General features: G+C 63.0%; 15 protein-coding genes. 8 read left to right on the forward strand and 7 right to left on the reverse strand.

The features are described 5' to 3' along the window. Nucleotides 1-11: 11 nt before the first annotated feature. From BGO64_RS20710 to hslR, 7 genes are all read right to left on the reverse strand, one after another. A complete protein-coding gene (locus BGO64_RS20710; protein ID WP_042864906.1) occupies nt 12-482 on the reverse strand; it encodes an outer membrane lipoprotein in 471 nt (156 codons plus the stop codon). Between the two features lie 131 nt (nt 483-613). Beyond that, a complete protein-coding gene (locus BGO64_RS20715; protein ID WP_182935213.1) occupies nt 614-1,066 on the reverse strand; it encodes a GNAT family N-acetyltransferase in 453 nt (150 codons plus the stop codon). A gap of 137 nt (nt 1,067-1,203) precedes the next feature. After that, a complete protein-coding gene (locus BGO64_RS20720; protein ID WP_201894618.1) occupies nt 1,204-3,006 on the reverse strand; it encodes an aminopeptidase P family protein in 1,803 nt (600 codons plus the stop codon). 33 nt (nt 3,007-3,039) lie between these two features. Further along, on the reverse strand, nt 3,040-3,705 hold the full coding sequence (locus BGO64_RS20725) for a GntR family transcriptional regulator (RefSeq protein ID WP_029314822.1): 666 nt from the start codon (nt 3,703-3,705) through the stop codon (nt 3,040-3,042). Between the two features lie 173 nt (nt 3,706-3,878). Then, nucleotides 3,879-5,504, reverse strand: coding sequence for a phosphoenolpyruvate carboxykinase (ATP) (pckA, locus tag BGO64_RS20730; RefSeq protein WP_010675730.1), 1,626 nt, complete (start codon nt 5,502-5,504; stop codon nt 3,879-3,881). Between the two features lie 149 nt (nt 5,505-5,653). Beyond that, complete coding sequence (hslO, locus tag BGO64_RS20735; protein WP_010675729.1) at nt 5,654-6,538, reverse strand: Hsp33 family molecular chaperone HslO; 885 nt, start codon at nt 6,536-6,538, stop codon at nt 5,654-5,656. A gap of 104 nt (nt 6,539-6,642) precedes the next feature. Further along, on the reverse strand, nt 6,643-7,041 hold the full coding sequence (gene hslR / locus BGO64_RS20740) for a ribosome-associated heat shock protein Hsp15 (protein ID WP_010675728.1): 399 nt from the start codon (nt 7,039-7,041) through the stop codon (nt 6,643-6,645). A gap of 216 nt (nt 7,042-7,257) precedes the next feature. Here hslR and exeC point away from each other — a divergent pair, with 216 nt between their 5' ends. The 8 genes from exeC (at nt 7,258) to exeJ (ending at nt 15,208) form a co-directional block, all read left to right on the forward strand. Then, nucleotides 7,258-8,106 (forward strand): GspC family type II secretion system variant ExeC, encoded by an 849-nt coding sequence (exeC, locus tag BGO64_RS20745; protein ID WP_372587280.1) that lies wholly within the window; start codon nt 7,258-7,260, stop codon nt 8,104-8,106. A 21-nt stretch (nt 8,107-8,127) separates the two neighbouring features. Further along, nucleotides 8,128-10,182 carry a GspD family T2SS secretin variant ExeD gene (gene exeD / locus BGO64_RS20750; protein WP_010675726.1) on the forward strand — a complete coding sequence of 685 codons (2,055 nt, stop codon included), beginning with the start codon at nt 8,128-8,130 and terminating at the stop codon, nt 10,180-10,182. Beyond that, nucleotides 10,182-11,687 carry a GspE family T2SS ATPase variant ExeE gene (gene exeE / locus BGO64_RS20755; RefSeq protein WP_042014784.1) on the forward strand — a complete coding sequence of 502 codons (1,506 nt, stop codon included), beginning with the start codon at nt 10,182-10,184 and terminating at the stop codon, nt 11,685-11,687. The genes exeD and exeE overlap by 1 nt, the downstream gene beginning before the upstream one ends. Nucleotide 11,688: 1 nt before the next feature. Then, nucleotides 11,689-12,909, forward strand: coding sequence for a GspF family T2SS innner membrane protein variant ExeF (gene exeF / locus BGO64_RS20760; RefSeq protein ID WP_286701304.1), 1,221 nt, complete (start codon nt 11,689-11,691; stop codon nt 12,907-12,909). A gap of 151 nt (nt 12,910-13,060) precedes the next feature. Next, a complete protein-coding gene (exeG, locus tag BGO64_RS20765; protein ID WP_286701305.1) occupies nt 13,061-13,492 on the forward strand; it encodes a GspG family T2SS major pseudopilin variant ExeG in 432 nt (143 codons plus the stop codon). A 47-nt stretch (nt 13,493-13,539) separates the two neighbouring features. Further along, complete coding sequence (gene exeH / locus BGO64_RS20770; protein ID WP_286701306.1) at nt 13,540-14,103, forward strand: GspH family T2SS minor pseudopilin variant ExeH; 564 nt, start codon at nt 13,540-13,542, stop codon at nt 14,101-14,103. A gap of 65 nt (nt 14,104-14,168) precedes the next feature. Beyond that, the gene (gene exeI, locus BGO64_RS20775; RefSeq protein ID WP_286701308.1) at nt 14,169-14,522 is read left to right on the forward strand and encodes a GspI family T2SS minor pseudopilin variant ExeI; all 354 of its coding nucleotides are present in this window, start codon (nt 14,169-14,171) and stop codon (nt 14,520-14,522) included. Nucleotides 14,523-14,566: 44 nt separating this feature from the next. After that, nucleotides 14,567-15,208, forward strand: a complete 642-nt coding sequence (gene exeJ / locus BGO64_RS20780; protein ID WP_286701307.1) for a GspJ family T2SS minor pseudopilin variant ExeJ — start codon at nt 14,567-14,569, stop codon at nt 15,206-15,208. Nucleotides 15,209-15,252: the final 44 nt, after the last annotated feature.

Raw genomic sequence — 15,252 nt, forward strand, 5'->3', positions numbered from 1 at the left:
GAACGGCGCTATCAGTTCACCACGGCCACGTTGATGGTGCCGTTGCCCTGGGTCATGCGGACCCGGGCGCCAGGCACAAAGGTGGGGCTGGCCTTTTGTACCACCACGATGGATTCGCCGTTCTCTTTCTTGATCTCGAGCTCGACCCCGTCAACCTGGTTGAGTTTGTCCCCTGCCGCCTTGCCGGCCGCCGCCCCCGCGATGGCGCCACCGGCCGCCGCGATGTCACTGCCACGACCGCCGCCTATGGTGCTGCCGAGCAGGCCGCCGACCACGGCACCGCCAATGGTGCCGATCAGGGAGTTCTCATCGGCCTGGATCTTGACCGGGCGGGTGGAGAGGATGGTGCCATAGCTGACGGTCTGTACCTGCTTGGCGCGATCCTTGGTGTAGACATCGCCGGAGTAGACGTCGCTGTTGGCACAGCCGGTGATGGCGGTGGTGGCCGCCAGCAGGGTGACGAGAGTAATACGTTTGAACATGATGGGCCTCCTGGGCGGGCATCGGATTAATCTGGTGATGAATTGCACTTTACGCCAACCAGATTGCGCATTAAACCCGCAAAGTGTAACCAATTATGTGGCCGGAAGGCTCCCGTGCCAGTGACGGATGGTCAGGTCAGGGCTTTTTCCAGCAGCAGGCGATCCTCGCCCGGCCCGAAGTAGCCTCTCTCTTCTGCCAACTGCTGATAACCCAGCCTGAAGTAGAGGCGCTGGGCCGGATTGGCGGGATCAACGGTCAGTCTGACCCGCTCAACTTCCAGTTTCAGCAGTCCCTGCTCCACCTGCAACATCATTTGCTCGGCCAGGCCGAAGCCGCGCGCTTCGGGACGCACCGCGAGGGAAAGCAGCCAGCCCTGCGACCGATCCTGACCAAGCCCCCCCAGGGCATAGCCCAGCAGCCGGTCTTCCCGCTCCGCGACGACCAGCAGTTCGGGCCACAGATCCATGGCCTGGCGAAAGAAGAAACCGGGGTAGACATCCTCGCCGAATACATCGGCATCTATCTGCCAGATGGCGTGCATGTCGGCGTGGGTGGCAAGGCGCAATACGGGGGACGAGTGCATCGGGGCTCCTCTCATCGGGTCTCTGCTGCGGGGCAGCCAAAAAGGAGGCACAGGGTAGAAGGGGCGGGGAGTCGATGCAAGGGGGGCGTTTGTGGCATGCCGCAGATAAAGAAACAGGGCCCGCAGGCCCTGTGTCATCAGAGGAGGCTGGTCGCCTGCTCCAGCCAGGCGAGATCTTCGCCCTCCAACAGCGGGCTCAGACGGCGGTAGACCTCCGCATGGTATTCGTTGATCCAGCGGAACTCCGCCGGGCTCAGCAGGCTGCGATCGATGAGGCGAATGTCGAACGGCACATAGGTCAGTCGCTCGAAGCCCAGCATCGGCAGCTCGCCACGGGCCTCCTGTTCGGTCACCACCACCAGGTTTTCACAGCGGATGCCGAAGGCATCTTCCCGGTAGTAGCCCGGCTCGTTGGAGAGCACCATGCCCGGCTGCAGGGCCACCAGGCTGCCCTTGGGGGCGATGCGCTGCGGGCCTTCGTGCACGCTGAGGAAGTGGCCGACTCCGTGTCCGGTGCCATGGTCGTAGTTGTAACCGGCTTGCCACAGGGGCATGCGGGCCAGCACGTCGAGCTGGATGCCGGCAGTGCCGCGGGGGAAGCGGGCCTGATCCAGGGCAATATGACCCTGCAGTACCCGGGTAAACATGGCTCTGTGCTCGTCGGTTACCTCACCCACCTTGACGGTGCGGGTGATGTCGGTGGTGCCGTCCAGATACTGGGCGCCGGAGTCCACCAGATAGATGCTGTCCTGGCCGAAGGCCCGCGGGGTACCGTTGGTGTGGCGGTAGTGGCACATGGCGGCGTTGGGGCCGAGTGCCGAGATGGTGTCGAAGCTCGGCTCCACATAGTGCTCCTGCTCGTGGCGGAAGGCTTCCAGCTGGTCGGCCAGGGTACCTTCGTCCACACCGTCGAACTCGCCGCTGGCGATCAGGCGATCCAGCCAGGCCAGGAAGCGGGTGACGGCAACGCCGTCGCGCAGGTGGGCGGCACGCATGCCGGCCAGCTCCACGGGGTTCTTGCACGCCTTGGGCAGCATGGTGGGATCCTGGCCGGCCACCAGAATGGCGCCCGCCTCTTCCATCACGAGCTGGGTCCAGGCGTTGGCGGTGTTGGGGTCGGCCAGCACCTTCTGCTGATCCTCGCCGATGCGCTGCAACACGTCACCCAGCTTGTCGATGGGGTAGACGGAGACATCCTGCCCCACGTGCTGGCTGAAGGCGAAGCAGTCGATCTTGTCGGTATCGACGAAGAAATCCATGGTGGTGTTGGCGTAGAGCACCGCAAAGCCCAGCACCACCGGCAGGCGTTCCACGTCGCGACCACGCAGGTTGAGCAGCCAGTTGATGGGCTCGGCCTGGGTCAGCAGCACCGCATCCAGCCCGCGCTTGCGCAGATCGCTGGCCAGCATTTCGCGCTTGGCCTGGCTGGACTGGCCCGCCAGCTCCTCGCTGTAGAGGATGACAGGGCTCTTGGTCGGGGCGGGACGATCGCTCCAGTGCAGATCGATGGGGTTCTCGTCGATGCGCACCAGCTCGATGCCGCGCTCGGTCAGCACCGCCTTGGCATTGTGATACCAGGCCAGGCTGTGCAGGCGGGCATCGAAACCGACCCGGGAGCCTGAGGGCAACTGCTCCGCCAGCCACTGCACGTGGGGGTCTTCATTGAGGTGGAGAAACTCGAACAGCTCGGCCGGCGCCTGCATGCGGGCCTGCACGGTATAACGACCGTCGATGAACAGGGCCGCCCGATGCGCCATGATGATGGCGAGCCCGGCGGAGCCGTTGAAACCCGTGATCCAGTCCAGCCGCTCGGCATAGGCGGGAATGTACTCCCCCAGATGCTCGTCGTCGTGGGGAACGATGAAGGCGTCCAGCTCCAGCGTGGCCAGTGTGGCCCTGACCTGGGCGACGCGGGTTTCAATAATCTCGAAATGGTTCATGTCGTTATTGCCAGCTTGTGGTGATGTGAGTGTTCATTGATGGTGGCCGCTTGCCAGGATCTGTCTGATCGACTGGCCTGCCGCCTCGATGTGTTGCTTGAGCAGTACCACTGCTTCGTGCTTGCGCCGGGCGCGGCACAGTTCAAGGAGTCGGGCGTGCTCCCGCTCGGCCTTGTCCACGCCGCCCTGGGCGAACAGCAGTTCGAAACGCACATAGCGGTCGCAGCTCAGATTGATCTGGGCGATCAGTTCCAGTGCCTGGGGGCGATTGGCTGCCTGGTAGAGGGTGGCGTGAAAGCGGTGATTCAACTCGGCCCAGTGTTCGATCTGGGTGCCAGACTCCAGCGCCAGATCAAACTGGGCGAGGATGGCTTGCGCCTGGGCGAAGGTCTCCTCCGTCATCAGGTCGACGGCGTGGAACAGGGTATCGGCTTCGAGCAGTGCCCGCAAATAAAAGAGCTCCTCGATGGCCGAGGCATCCAGCATGGTCACCACGGCGCCGCGATGGGCCTCGAACTTCACCAGCCCCTGGGCTTCCAGTTGCATCAGGGCTTCCCGTACCGGGATACGGCTCACCGCCAGCTCCTTGGCGATGGCGTCCTGGCGCAGGGGGGCGCCCGCTGCAAACTCGCCACGCAATATCCGGCCGCGGAGGTTCTCCATCACCATCTGGGTTCGGGTCTTGTAAGGTGGGGTCATGCTGGGGTCACGGGCAGGTTGCAAAATTGTATATTGTATAAAGTTTGGCTGAATCTAACGCGCAAGGGCCGTCAAGGCAAGGCTTGGCGGGAGCCATATGCCGCGCATCGGCCAAAAAAATACCGGCCAGCAGGGCTGACCGGTACGGGATTGTGAGACGCGAGGTGCGTTTCTTACAGCTGCGGGCCCGCCGCGACCAGGCGTTTGCCTTCGTCGTTGTCGGTGAAGCGCTCGAAGTTCTTGATGAAGCGCCCGGCCAGATCGGCCGCCTTGGCATCCCACTCGGCCTGGTCGGCGTAAGTGTCTCGCGGATCCAGGATGGCGGGGTTGACGCCCGGCAGCTCGGTCGGCACTTCCAGGTTGAACACCGGCAGTACCTTGGTCGGCGCCTTCTCGATGGAACCATCCAGGATGGCGTCGATGATGCCACGGGTATCCTTGATGGAGATCCGCTTGCCGGTACCGTTCCAGCCGGTGTTGACCAGGTAGGCTTCAGCCCCTGCCGCTTCCATCCGTTTGACCAGCTCCTGGCCGTACTTGGTCGGGTGCAGGCTGAGGAAAGCCGCGCCGAAGCAGGAGGAGAAGGTCGGGGTCGGCTCTGTGATGCCGCGCTCGGTACCGGCCAGCTTGGCGGTAAAGCCCGACAGGAAGTGGTACTTGGTCTGCTCCTTGGTCAGCTTGGCGACCGGGGGCAGCACACCGAAGGCGTCTGCGGTCAGGAAGATCACCTTGGTGGCGTGACCCGCCTTGGAGACCGGCTTGACGATGTTGTCGATGTGATAGATGGGGTAGGAGACCCGGGTATTCTCGGTGCGGGAACCGTCGTCGAAGTCGATGGTGCCATCGGCGGCCACGGTCACGTTCTCCAGCAGCGCATCGCGGCGGATGGCGTGGTAGATGTCCGGCTCGGCCTCTTCGGAGAGCTTGATGGTCTTGGCGTAGCAGCCCCCTTCGAAGTTGAACACGCCGTGATCATCCCAGCCGTGCTCGTCATCGCCGATCAGCTGACGCTTGGGATCGGTGGAGAGGGTGGTCTTGCCGGTGCCGGAGAGGCCGAAGAAGATGGCCACGTCCCCATCCTTGCCCACGTTGGCGGAGCAGTGCATGGAGGCGATGCCGCGCAGGGGCAGGAAGTAGTTCATCATGGAGAACATGCCCTTCTTCATCTCGCCACCGTACCAGGTGCCGCCGATGAGTTGCATCTTCTCGGTCATGTTGAAGGCGACGAAGTTCTCGGAGTTGAGACCCTGCTCCTTCCAGTTCGGGTTGGTGCACTTGGCACCGTTCATCACCACGAAGTCCGGTTTGAAGGTCTTCAGCTCCTCTTCGCTCGGGCGGATGAACATGTTCTTCACGAAGTGCGCCTGCCAGGCCACCTCGGTGATGATGCGCACCGCCAGGCGGGTGTCCGGGTTGGCGCCGCAGAAGCCGTCCACCACGAACAGACGCTTGCCGGAGAGCTGTTTGGTGACCAGCCCTTTCAGATGTGACCACACTTCCGGGGTAATCGCCTTGTTATCGTTTTTACCCTGGTCAGACCACCACACAGTATCCTGGGTAGTGGCATCTTTGACGATATATTTATCTTTAGGGGAGCGGCCGGTGAAGATGCCGGTGTTGACGTTGACGGCGCCAAGCTCGGTGACGACGCCACGTTCGAAGCCCTCAAGGTCTGAGCGGGTCTCTTCAGCGAAAAGCTGCTCATAGGAGGGGTTGCGAACGATTTCCTGGCTGTTTTTGATACCGTATTGGTCCAGCTTCAGTTGTTGGGCCAGGGTGGGTTCTACCACGATTGTCATTGTATTCTCCTGGGTTCAGAGGTGTGTAGGGTTCTATCTGACGTTCATGCTACCACCTAGGTGGTAGTTTTTAGCGATCGCCATCAAACTTTATAAAATAGGGTATTTTTTTGTTATTTAAGTTAAAGGCGGGTTTTGCCCGCCTTTGATTAGTGTAACTGGTTTGCATCATTACCGGGAGCCCTGCTGAACAGGGTTTCGATGTCTATCCCGTCGAATTCGTAGTGGGCGCCGCAGTAATCGCAGTGCATGTCTATCTTGCCGAGCTCCTGCACCATGGATACCGCTTCCTCCTTGTCTATCTGCAGCAAGGCCCCTTCGCAACGGGCGCGGGAGCAGGTGCAGCGGAACTCGATGGCCTGGGGATCGAACACCCGTACCTTGTCCTGGTGGTAGAGGCGGTAGAGGATCTCTTCGGCGTCCAGACCGAACAGCTCTTCGTCCTTGATGGTGGTGGTGAGCTGGACCAGGTGGTCGAAATCTTCGCTGTGATCCTCGCTCTGGGCCGGCAGCTCCTGCAGCAGGATGCCCGCAGCACGGGGCTCGCCCTCGTGGTGGCCGGTGCGGATCCAGAGGCGGGTGGCGAGTTGTTCGGACTGGGCGAAGTAGTGCTCCAGGCAGGCCGCCAGGGTGTCGGCCTCCAGGGCGATGATGCCCTGATAGCGCTCTCCTTGATCCGGGGTGATGGTGATGACCAGATGGCCGTTGCCGATCAGGCTTTGCAGCTTGCCGTCCGTCGGCAGCTCCCCTTCATAGCGTGCCACGCCGCGCAATTGCTGGTTGTTGTCGCCGTTGATGACGGCCAGACGTACCGGACCGTCCCCCTGCAGCTGCACCGTGATGGAGCCTTCGAACTTGAGGGTGGCGGTCAGCAGGCTGGTGGCAACCAGCAGCTCGCCCAGCAGGTGCTGCACCTGTACCGGGTAGTTCTGGGCGTCGATGATGTGGCGGTAGGTACGATCCAGCTGGACCAGCTCCCCACGCACTTCGTACTCTTCGAACAGATAGCGATACAGGAGGTCTTGGTTACTCATCATGGTTTCCTAGGATGTTCTTGGGGAAAAATAAACACATTGTTAAACAGGTGGTTAGGAACTAATTCCTCCACCTGTCGTCATAAAGGGGCCACAGACGCGGATTAGGATTGCTTGACCCGGATAAGCTGGCGTCGCTCCTGCTTGTCGGGTCGGCGTTCCGGGCTTGGGGCAAACTGGCTGTTGAAGCGGCGGGCTTCGCTGTTTTCGGCCCGTTTCTTCAGGCTGGCCTCTGTCTCTTCATAGAGTTGCTGGGCCAGCGGGGCGGATTTGCGCTGCTCGCTCACCTCGAGCACCCGCACCTCCCGCTCGTCCTGGCCTTGCCAGAATCGCACCAGGGCGCCGACCTCGACCGCCTTGCCCGGCTTGGTGCGCTGGCCGTTGTAGTGCACCTTGCCGCCGTCGATCTGATCCCGCGCCAGACTGCGGGTCTTGTAAAAGCGGGCGGCCCACAGCCACTTGTCGAGACGGACCTGAGTGCTGCTTTGTGCTGGATTCGACATGGATCGGCTCCGGGATGGCTGAAAAGGTGCCTGATTATACCAGAGGCGGGCCCCGGGATAGAAACAGGGGGCATCCGGGTGTGACGGAAACTGAATTTTCACCCCTTGGTCCCATCCGGTCGGTTGTCTCTGGGTCCATTGCCGTACACAATAGCCAACCGACTTGGATGCCAGACAATTTTGAGAAAGATGACGCTACCGTTCAGGGATGATTTGTTGACTTCCCTTCTGGCTCGCTGCAAGGCCATGCCACTTTCCCGTTTCAGCCAGCCCCTGTTCTGGCTTCTGCTGCTGTTGCTGGCCCAGCAGTGTGCCGTGCTCACCTGGCGCCTGTACGAACTGGCCCAGCCCGCTCCCCTGACCCCCTGGCAACCCTCGGTCACCTCGGTGCAGGGGAGTGGTGGCGATCGCCTCGATCTTGGCAACCTCAGCCGCCTCTCTCTCTTTGGCAAGGCGCTGCAACCCCAGGCGGACAAGGCGGCAGAGACGGTGGCGGCGGATGCCCCGAAAACCCAGCTCAACGCCCAGCTCAACGGGGTGCTGGCAAGCTCGGATCCCGCCAAGTCCATCGCCATCATCGCCCACAACGGGACACAGAACTCTTACGGCATCGGGGACTACATCGACGGTACCCAGGCCAGGATACGCCAGGTGTTTGCCGATCGGGTCATCATCGCCCGGGACGGCCGTGACGAGACCCTGATGCTGGACGGGGAGGAGTATGGCAAGCCCCTGCCCAAACCGGCCCGCCAGGAGGGGCTCTCCTCCGTGCGCAGCGAACTGCTGGGCAACCCGGGCAAGATCACCGATTACCTCAATATTTCTCCGGTCCGGGTGGACGGTCGCATGACCGGCTATCGCCTCAACCCGGGTCGCAATCCGGAACTGTTCAATCAACTCGGACTGGTCGCCAACGATCTGGCGGTCAGCATCAACGGCCTGGATCTGCGTGACAACGCCCAGGCCATGCAGGCGATGCAGCAGGTGGCGGGCGCCACGGAAATGACCGTCACCGTCGAGCGGCAAGGACAGCTCTACGACGTCTATGTCGGCTTGTCAGAATAATGAATTGGAGTAGCACCAAGAATGACAAATAAAGGGAAGGGCTGGCGTCTGGCCACCATGGCGGCAGCCTTGATGATGGCCGGTTCTGCCTGGGCCACCGAGTATTCCGCCAGTTTCAAGAACGCCGACATCGAGGAGTTCATCAACACGGTCGGCAAGAACCTGAACAAAACCATCATCATAGAGCCATCGGTACGCGGCAAGATCAACGTGCGCAGCTATGACCTGCTCAACGAGGATCAGTACTACCAGTTCTTCCTGAGCGTGCTCGACGTTTACGGCTTTGCCGTGGTGCCCATGAACAACGGCGTGCTCAAGGTGGTGCGCTCCAAGGATGCCAAGACCTCGGCCATCCCCGTGGTGGATGACACCAACCCCGGCGTGGGTGACGAGATGGTGACCCGGGTCGTGCCGGTGCGCAATGTCTCGGTCCGTGAACTGGCCCCCCTGCTGCGTCAGCTCAACGACAACGCCGGCGGCGGCAACGTGGTCCACTACGAGCCCTCCAACGTGCTGCTCATCACCGGCCGCGCCGCCGTGGTGAATCGCCTGGTGGAGGTGGTTCGCCGGGTGGACAAGGCGGGGGATCAGGACATGGACGTCATCAAGCTCAAGTTCGCCTCCGCCGGCGAGATGGTGCGGCTGGTGACCAACCTCAACAAGGATGGCAGCAATCAGGGGGCCAACGCCTCGCTGCTGCTCTCCCCCAAGGTGGTGGCCGACGAGCGCACCAACTCCGTGGTCATCAGCGGCGAGCCCAAGGCCCGTGCCCGCATCATCCAGATGGTGCGCCAGCTCGACCGGGATCTGCAGAGCCAGGGCAACACCCGGGTCTTCTACCTGAAATATGGCAAGGCCAAGGATCTGGTGGACGTCCTCAAGGGGGTCAGCTCCAGCATCGCCGCCGACAAGAAGGGCGGGGCGGCTGCCACGGCCACGGGCGGCGCCAGCATCGGCGGAGGCCAGCTCGCCATCTCCGCCGACGAGACCACCAATGCCCTGGTGATCACCGCCCAGCCGGACGTGATGGCCGAGCTGGAGCAGGTCATCGCCAAGCTCGACATTCGCCGTGCCCAGGTGCTGGTGGAGGCCATCATCGTCGAGATATCGGATGGTGACGGCATGAACCTCGGGGTGCAGTGGGCCAACACCAATGGCGGCGGCACCCAGTTCACCGACACCGGTCTGCCCATCGGCTCCCTGGCCATCGCCGCCAAGGATTACAAAGACAACGGCAACACCGACGGTCTGTCATCCCTGGCGGGCAGCTTCAGCGGCATGGCGGCAGGCTTCTATCACGGGGACTGGGCGGCGCTGGTGACGGCGCTCTCCACCAACAGCAAGAACGATATTCTCTCCACCCCGAGCATCGTCACCATGGACAACAAGGAGGCCTCCTTCAACGTCGGTCAGGAAGTGCCGGTGCAGAGCGGCTCCCAGAGCTCCACCACCAGCGATCAGGTGTTCAACACCATAGAGCGCAAGACGGTGGGGACCAAGCTGGTGGTGACGCCCCAGATCAACGAAGGAGATTCCGTGCTGCTCAACATCGAGCAGGAAGTCTCCAGCGTGGCACAGAAGCAGGCGACCGGGACCGCCAACCTGGGCCCCACCTTCGATACTCGCACCGTGAAGAACGCCGTGCTGGTCAAGAGCGGCGAGACAGTGGTGCTGGGCGGCCTGATGGACGAGCAGACCCAGGAGCAGATCTCCAAGGTGCCCCTGCTCGGGGACATTCCGGTGCTGGGCTACCTGTTCCGTTCCTCCAAGACCTCCACCGCCAAGCGCAACCTGATGGTCTTCATCCGCCCGACCATATTGCGTGACGCCAATGTCTACTCCGGGGTCTCCAGCAACAAGTACACCCTGTTCAGGGCCGAACAGCTGAGCCGGGCTGCGGAAGAGGGCTATGCCACCTCGCCGGCTCGCCAGGTGCTGCCTGCCTATGGCCAGGACGTGATGATGTCCCCCGAGGTGCAGCAGCAGATCCAGAGAATGCAGGCCCAGCAGCAGGCGACCGCCACCGGCGTGCGCGCCCAGGTGCAGGAGCAGCCCTTCGTGCAGAGCAAGCCCTGATGGCCGCCTACCAGCTCGATGGCAGCGAGCTGCCGGCTCCCCTGCCGGAACTGCCGTTCGCGTTTGCCCGCAACTTCGGGGCCATCCTGACCGAGCGCCAGGGTGCCCCGGTACTGCTCTGTCGTCAGGGGATCTCCCCCCAGACCCTGCTGGAGGTGCGCCGGGTGGCGGGCTGTGCCTTCGCGGTGGAGCAGCTTGGCAACGACGAGTTCGAGACGCTCCTGATGGCCCACTATCAGCGTGACTCCTCCGAGGCGCGTCAGTTGATGGAGGATCTCGGCAACGAGATGGACTTCTTTGCCCTGGCCGAAGAGCTGCCCCAGAGCGAGGATCTGCTGGATGCCGACGACGACGCCCCCATCATTCGTCTCATCAATGCCATGTTGAGCGAGGCGATAAAAGAAGAGGCGTCCGACATCCACATCGAGACCTTCGAGCGGGCCCTGGTGATCCGTTTTCGCATCGATGGGGTGCTGCGGGAGATCCTGCGCCCCCATCGCAAACTCGCCTCCCTGCTGGTGTCGCGCATCAAGGTCATGTCGCGCATGGACATCGCCGAGAAGCGGGTGCCCCAGGATGGCCGCATCTCACTGCGCATCGGCGGCCGCGCCGTCGACGTGCGGGTCTCCACCATGCCCTCCAGCTACGGCGAGCGGGTGGTATTGCGACTGCTCGACAAGAACAACGTGCGCCTCGAGCTCAAGCAGCTCGGCATGACGCTGGCCAACCGCAACATCATCAGCGAACTCATTCGCAAGCCCCACGGCATCATCCTGGTGACGGGCCCGACCGGTTCGGGCAAGTCCACCACCCTTTATGCGGCCCTCTCGGAGATCAACTCCCGGGATCGCAACATCCTGACCGTCGAAGACCCCATCGAATATGACCTCGAAGGGGTGGGCCAGACCCAGGTCAACAGCAAGGTGGACATGACCTTCGCCCGGGGCCTGCGCGCCATTCTGCGCCAGGATCCGGACGTGGTGATGGTGGGGGAAATCCGTGACCTCGAGACCGCCCAGATCGCGGTGCAGGCATCCCTCACCGGTCACCTGGTGATGTCGACCCTGCACACCAACACCGCCATCGGCGCCATTACCCGGATGCGGGACATGGGGATCGAGCCCTTCCTGCTCTCCTCGTCGCTCCTGGCGGTACTGGCCCAGCGGCTGGTGCGCACTCTCTGCCCGGATTGCCGCGCACCGCACCCTGTCACCGAGCAGGAGCGTGTTGCCATGGGCATCGAGCTTGCGCCGGATCAGCAGATCTGGCGTCCGGTGGGCTGCGAGCAGTGCAACCACACCGGCTATCGCGGCCGGACCGGCATCCACGAGCTGGTGGTGGTGGACGAGGCGGTGCGCGAGGCGATCCACAGCGCCAGCGGCGAGCTGGCCATCGAGCGGCTGATCCGGGGTCACACCCCCAGCATCCGCCGCGACGGCATCGACAAGGTGCTCAAGGGGCAGACCAGCCTCGAAGAGGTGCTGCGCGTGACCCGGGAAGACTGAGATGGCGGCATTTGAATACAAGGCCCTCGACGGCAAGGGGCGCAACAAGAGCGGCGTGCTGGAAGGGGATTCCGCCCGCCAGGTGCGCCAGCTGCTGCGCGAGCAGGGGCTGACCCCCCTCGAGGTGAACGAGACCACCGAGAAGGCCAAACGGGAGGCGAACCGCTTCGTGCTGTTTCGCCGTGGCGCCTCCACCTCGGAGCTTGCCCTCATCACCCGCCAGCTGGCGACCCTGGTGGGGGCCGGTCTCACCATCGAGGAGGCCCTCAAGGCGGTCGCCGAACAGTGCGAGAAGGCCCACCTGCGCAGCCTGGTGGCGACGGTGCGCAGCAAGGTGGTGGAGGGGTATTCCCTGGCCGATTCGCTGGGGGCCTTCCCCCATGTGTTCGACCAGCTGTTCCGCTCCATGGTGGCGGCCGGCGAGAAGTCCGGTCACCTGGAGAAGGTGCTCAACCGTCTCGCCGATTACACAGAGCAGCGCCAGCACATGCGCACCAAGCTGCTGCAGGCGATGATCTATCCCATCGTCCTCACCCTGGTGGCGGTGGGGGTCATCTCCATCCTGCTCACCGCCGTGGTGCCCAAGGTGGTGGCCCAGTTCGAACACATGGGCCAGCAACTGCCGGGCACCACCCGTTTCCTCATCGGCACCAGCGAGCTGTTGCAGCACTACGGCCTCTGGTTCCTGCTGCTGCTTGGCATTGGCGGCCTGGTCTGGCGCTGGTGGCTGACCGACGACAAGCGTCGTCGTCGCTGGCACCAGGTGATACTGCGCCTGCCGGTGATCGGTCGGGTCAGCCGCGGTCTCAACACCGCCCGCTTTGCCCGCACCCTGAGCATCCTCAACGCCAGCGCTGTGCCCCTGCTGGAGGGAATGAAGATCGCCGGCGAAGTGCTCTCCAACGACTATGCCCGCATGCGCATCGGTGAGGCCACCGAGCGGGTGCGGGAGGGGACCAGCCTGCGCAAGTCGCTGGATGAAACCAGAATTTTTCCGCCCATGATGCTGCACATGATCGCCTCGGGCGAGCAGAGCGGCGAGCTCGACAGCATGCTGGAGCGGGCGGCGGACAACCAGGACAGGGAGTTCGAAACCCAGGTGAACATCGCCCTCGGGGTGTTCGAGCCCATGCTGGTGGTCTCCATGGCCGGGGTGGTGCTGTTTATCGTGATGTCGATCCTGCAGCCGATCCTGGAGCTCAACAACATGGTGAATTTGTGAGGTTCGGACGTTCGAATACGCTTCGCTATTCGAACCTACCAATCCAATCAACTCCGCAGGTTCGATTAGCCGACAGGCGTCATCGAACGATCGAGGTTTAACAATTTATCGTTGATGGCTCATGCCATCTCATTTCGTTAGGGAGTCAGTCATGCAAAAGCGTCGTCAATCGGGTTTTACCCTGCTGGAAGTGATGGTGGTCATCGTGATCCTGGGGATCCTGGCCAGCCTGGTGGTGCCCAACCTGATGGGCAACAAGGAGAAGGCGGATCAGCAAAAAGCGGTCTCCGACATAGTGGCGCTGGAAAACGCCCTCGACATGTACAAGCTGGACAACAACCGCTACCCCACCACCGAGCAGGGGCTGGATGCCCTGGTCAACAAGCCGACCGCATCCCCTGAGCCGCGCAGCTACCGTGAAGGGGGCTACATCAAGCGCCTGCCGCAGGATCCCTGGGGCAACCCGTACCAGATGCTGAGCCCGGGCCAGTTCGGCAAGATCGACATCTTCTCCATGGGGATGGACGGCGAAGCCGGGACCGATGACGACATCGGCAACTGGAACCTGAAGGACTTCCAATAAGTGATTCCGCCGCGTCGTGCTCACTGCGTCCCCCCGGGGCTGCCTGAATGAAGGTGGCCTCTTGGGCCCGTCACCAGGCCGGTTTTACCCTGCTGGAAGTGTTGCTGGTCGCCATGTTGATGGGACTGGTGGCGACCGCCGTCACCCTCAGCATGGGGGGCGCCAGGGGGGATCGGGAGCTCGACAAGCAGGCGCGCCGCTTCATGGCGACCCTGCAGCAGGCCCAGGAGTATTCGGTCATGGATGGCAGGCTGCTGGGGCTGCGGGTCGAGGAGAACGGCTGGAAGTTTATGTCCCGGGATCCCAAGGATCGCAAGTGGCGCGCACTGACCGGTGACAAGCTGCTGGGGCCGGTGACGTTGCCGGAGGGGATGACCCTGGCGGTGGAGCTGGAAGGTTTCAACTGGCGTACTGCGTCGGACGAACGCCAGGAGCAGGGTCGGGACGAGCGCGAGCGGACACCCCAGATCCTGGTCTTTCCGGGGGGAGAGCTCTCTCCCTTCGTGCTGACCCTGAGCCAGCAGGACGAGGATCTGCACTACCTGCGTACCGTCAGGGGGGACGAGTTCGGTCGTCTCTCCCTGTTGCAGGATGAAGAGGAAGAAGAGTGAGGAGCACCAGGCCCGCAGGGGGCGTTCTAGCGCGTCGCACCGCTCTGTCGGGCGGCCCCGCCCGGGTGTGCGGCATGACGCTGCTGGAGGTCATGGTGGCCCTGGCGGTGTTTGCCATCGCCGGGCTGGCGGTGATGAAGACCGCGAGCGAACACCTGGCCGGCCTCAATTATCTGGAGCAGAAGACCCTGGCGACCTGGGTGGTGGAGAATCAGCTGGTGCAGCAGAAGCTCGAAGGCAAGTGGCCGGGAGACAGCTGGGTGGAAGGGGACGAGGAGATGGCCGGGCAGACCTGGTACTGGCGCTATCGCGGCGTCGCCACGGCGGACAGCAACTTCAGGGCGCTGGACATGGAAGTGCGCACTGCGCCCAAGGCCGAGAGCCCGGTGGCCATGATCCGGACCTATCTCAGCCGATGAACATTCATCAACGTGCGTCCATGATCCGGAGCCGGTGTCAGCCGATGATCCAGAGCAACCCCCGCCCATCGCGCCACCGCGGCTTTACCCTGCTTGAGATGCTGGTGGCCATCGCCATCTTCGCCACCCTGAGCCTGGGGGCCTATCAGGTGCTGCAAGGGGTGCTGACCAGCGACGAGGTGGCCAAGCGCAAGGAGGCCCGCCTTTCGGAATTGCAGCTCGCCTTCAGCCTGCTGGAGCGGGACATTACCCAGATGGTGCCGCGCAGCGGTCGCATCGACGGCGAGAACAACAAGGTGCTGCTGGCGGCGTCCCGCTTCGGCCAGCAGAGCGATGATTGGGGCATGGCCTTCATTCGCGGCGGCTGGCTCAATCCGGACGGCATACTGCCGCGCTCCGGCCTGCAACGAGTGGGTTGGCGTCTCAAGGGGCAGACCCTGGAGCGGTTGAGCTACCTCTATCCGGATCCGGCCATTGGCACCGAGCCGCGCATTCAGCCCGTGCTGACCGGCGTGACGGCGCTGCGCCTCTATTTCTACGACAAGGGACAGTGGAAGGAGGAGTGGACCCAGCGCGACCTGCTGCCCTACGGGCTGGCGGTGGAGCTGGAGCTTGAAGACTACGGCACCATCCGCCGCCAGTTCCTGATCGGAGCCGGTGGTCAGAGGGCAGAGAATGGTAACTGATCGTCGTTTTCCCCTGTCCGTCACGGAGGATGACGGCACTATTC

This window comes from Aeromonas sp. 62-46 (genome assembly GCF_001898585.1).
Lineage (GTDB): Bacteria > Pseudomonadota > Gammaproteobacteria > Enterobacterales > Aeromonadaceae > Aeromonas > Aeromonas caviae.

Excerpts from the sequence above, each read along its gene's own strand:
- BGO64_RS20710 (WP_042864906.1), bottom strand. The coding sequence starts at position 482 with ATGTTCAAACGTATTACTCTCGTCACCCTGCTGGCGGCCACCACCGCC.
- BGO64_RS20715 (WP_182935213.1), bottom strand. The coding sequence starts at position 1,066 with ATGCACTCGTCCCCCGTATTGCGCCTTGCCACCCACGCCGACATGCAC.
- BGO64_RS20720 (WP_201894618.1), bottom strand. The coding sequence starts at position 3,006 with ATGAACCATTTCGAGATTATTGAAACCCGCGTCGCCCAGGTCAGGGCC.
- BGO64_RS20725 (WP_029314822.1), bottom strand. The coding sequence starts at position 3,705 with ATGACCCCACCTTACAAGACCCGAACCCAGATGGTGATGGAGAACCTC.
- pckA (WP_010675730.1), bottom strand. The coding sequence starts at position 5,504 with ATGACAATCGTGGTAGAACCCACCCTGGCCCAACAACTGAAGCTGGAC.
- hslO (WP_010675729.1), bottom strand. The coding sequence starts at position 6,538 with ATGAGTAACCAAGACCTCCTGTATCGCTATCTGTTCGAAGAGTACGAA.
- hslR (WP_010675728.1), bottom strand. The coding sequence starts at position 7,041 with ATGTCGAATCCAGCACAAAGCAGCACTCAGGTCCGTCTCGACAAGTGG.
- exeD (WP_010675726.1), top strand. The coding sequence starts at position 8,128 with ATGACAAATAAAGGGAAGGGCTGGCGTCTGGCCACCATGGCGGCAGCC.
- exeE (WP_042014784.1), top strand. The coding sequence starts at position 10,182 with ATGGCCGCCTACCAGCTCGATGGCAGCGAGCTGCCGGCTCCCCTGCCG.
- exeF (WP_286701304.1), top strand. The coding sequence starts at position 11,689 with ATGGCGGCATTTGAATACAAGGCCCTCGACGGCAAGGGGCGCAACAAG.
- exeG (WP_286701305.1), top strand. The coding sequence starts at position 13,061 with ATGCAAAAGCGTCGTCAATCGGGTTTTACCCTGCTGGAAGTGATGGTG.
- exeH (WP_286701306.1), top strand. The coding sequence starts at position 13,540 with ATGAAGGTGGCCTCTTGGGCCCGTCACCAGGCCGGTTTTACCCTGCTG.
- exeJ (WP_286701307.1), top strand. The coding sequence starts at position 14,567 with ATGATCCAGAGCAACCCCCGCCCATCGCGCCACCGCGGCTTTACCCTG.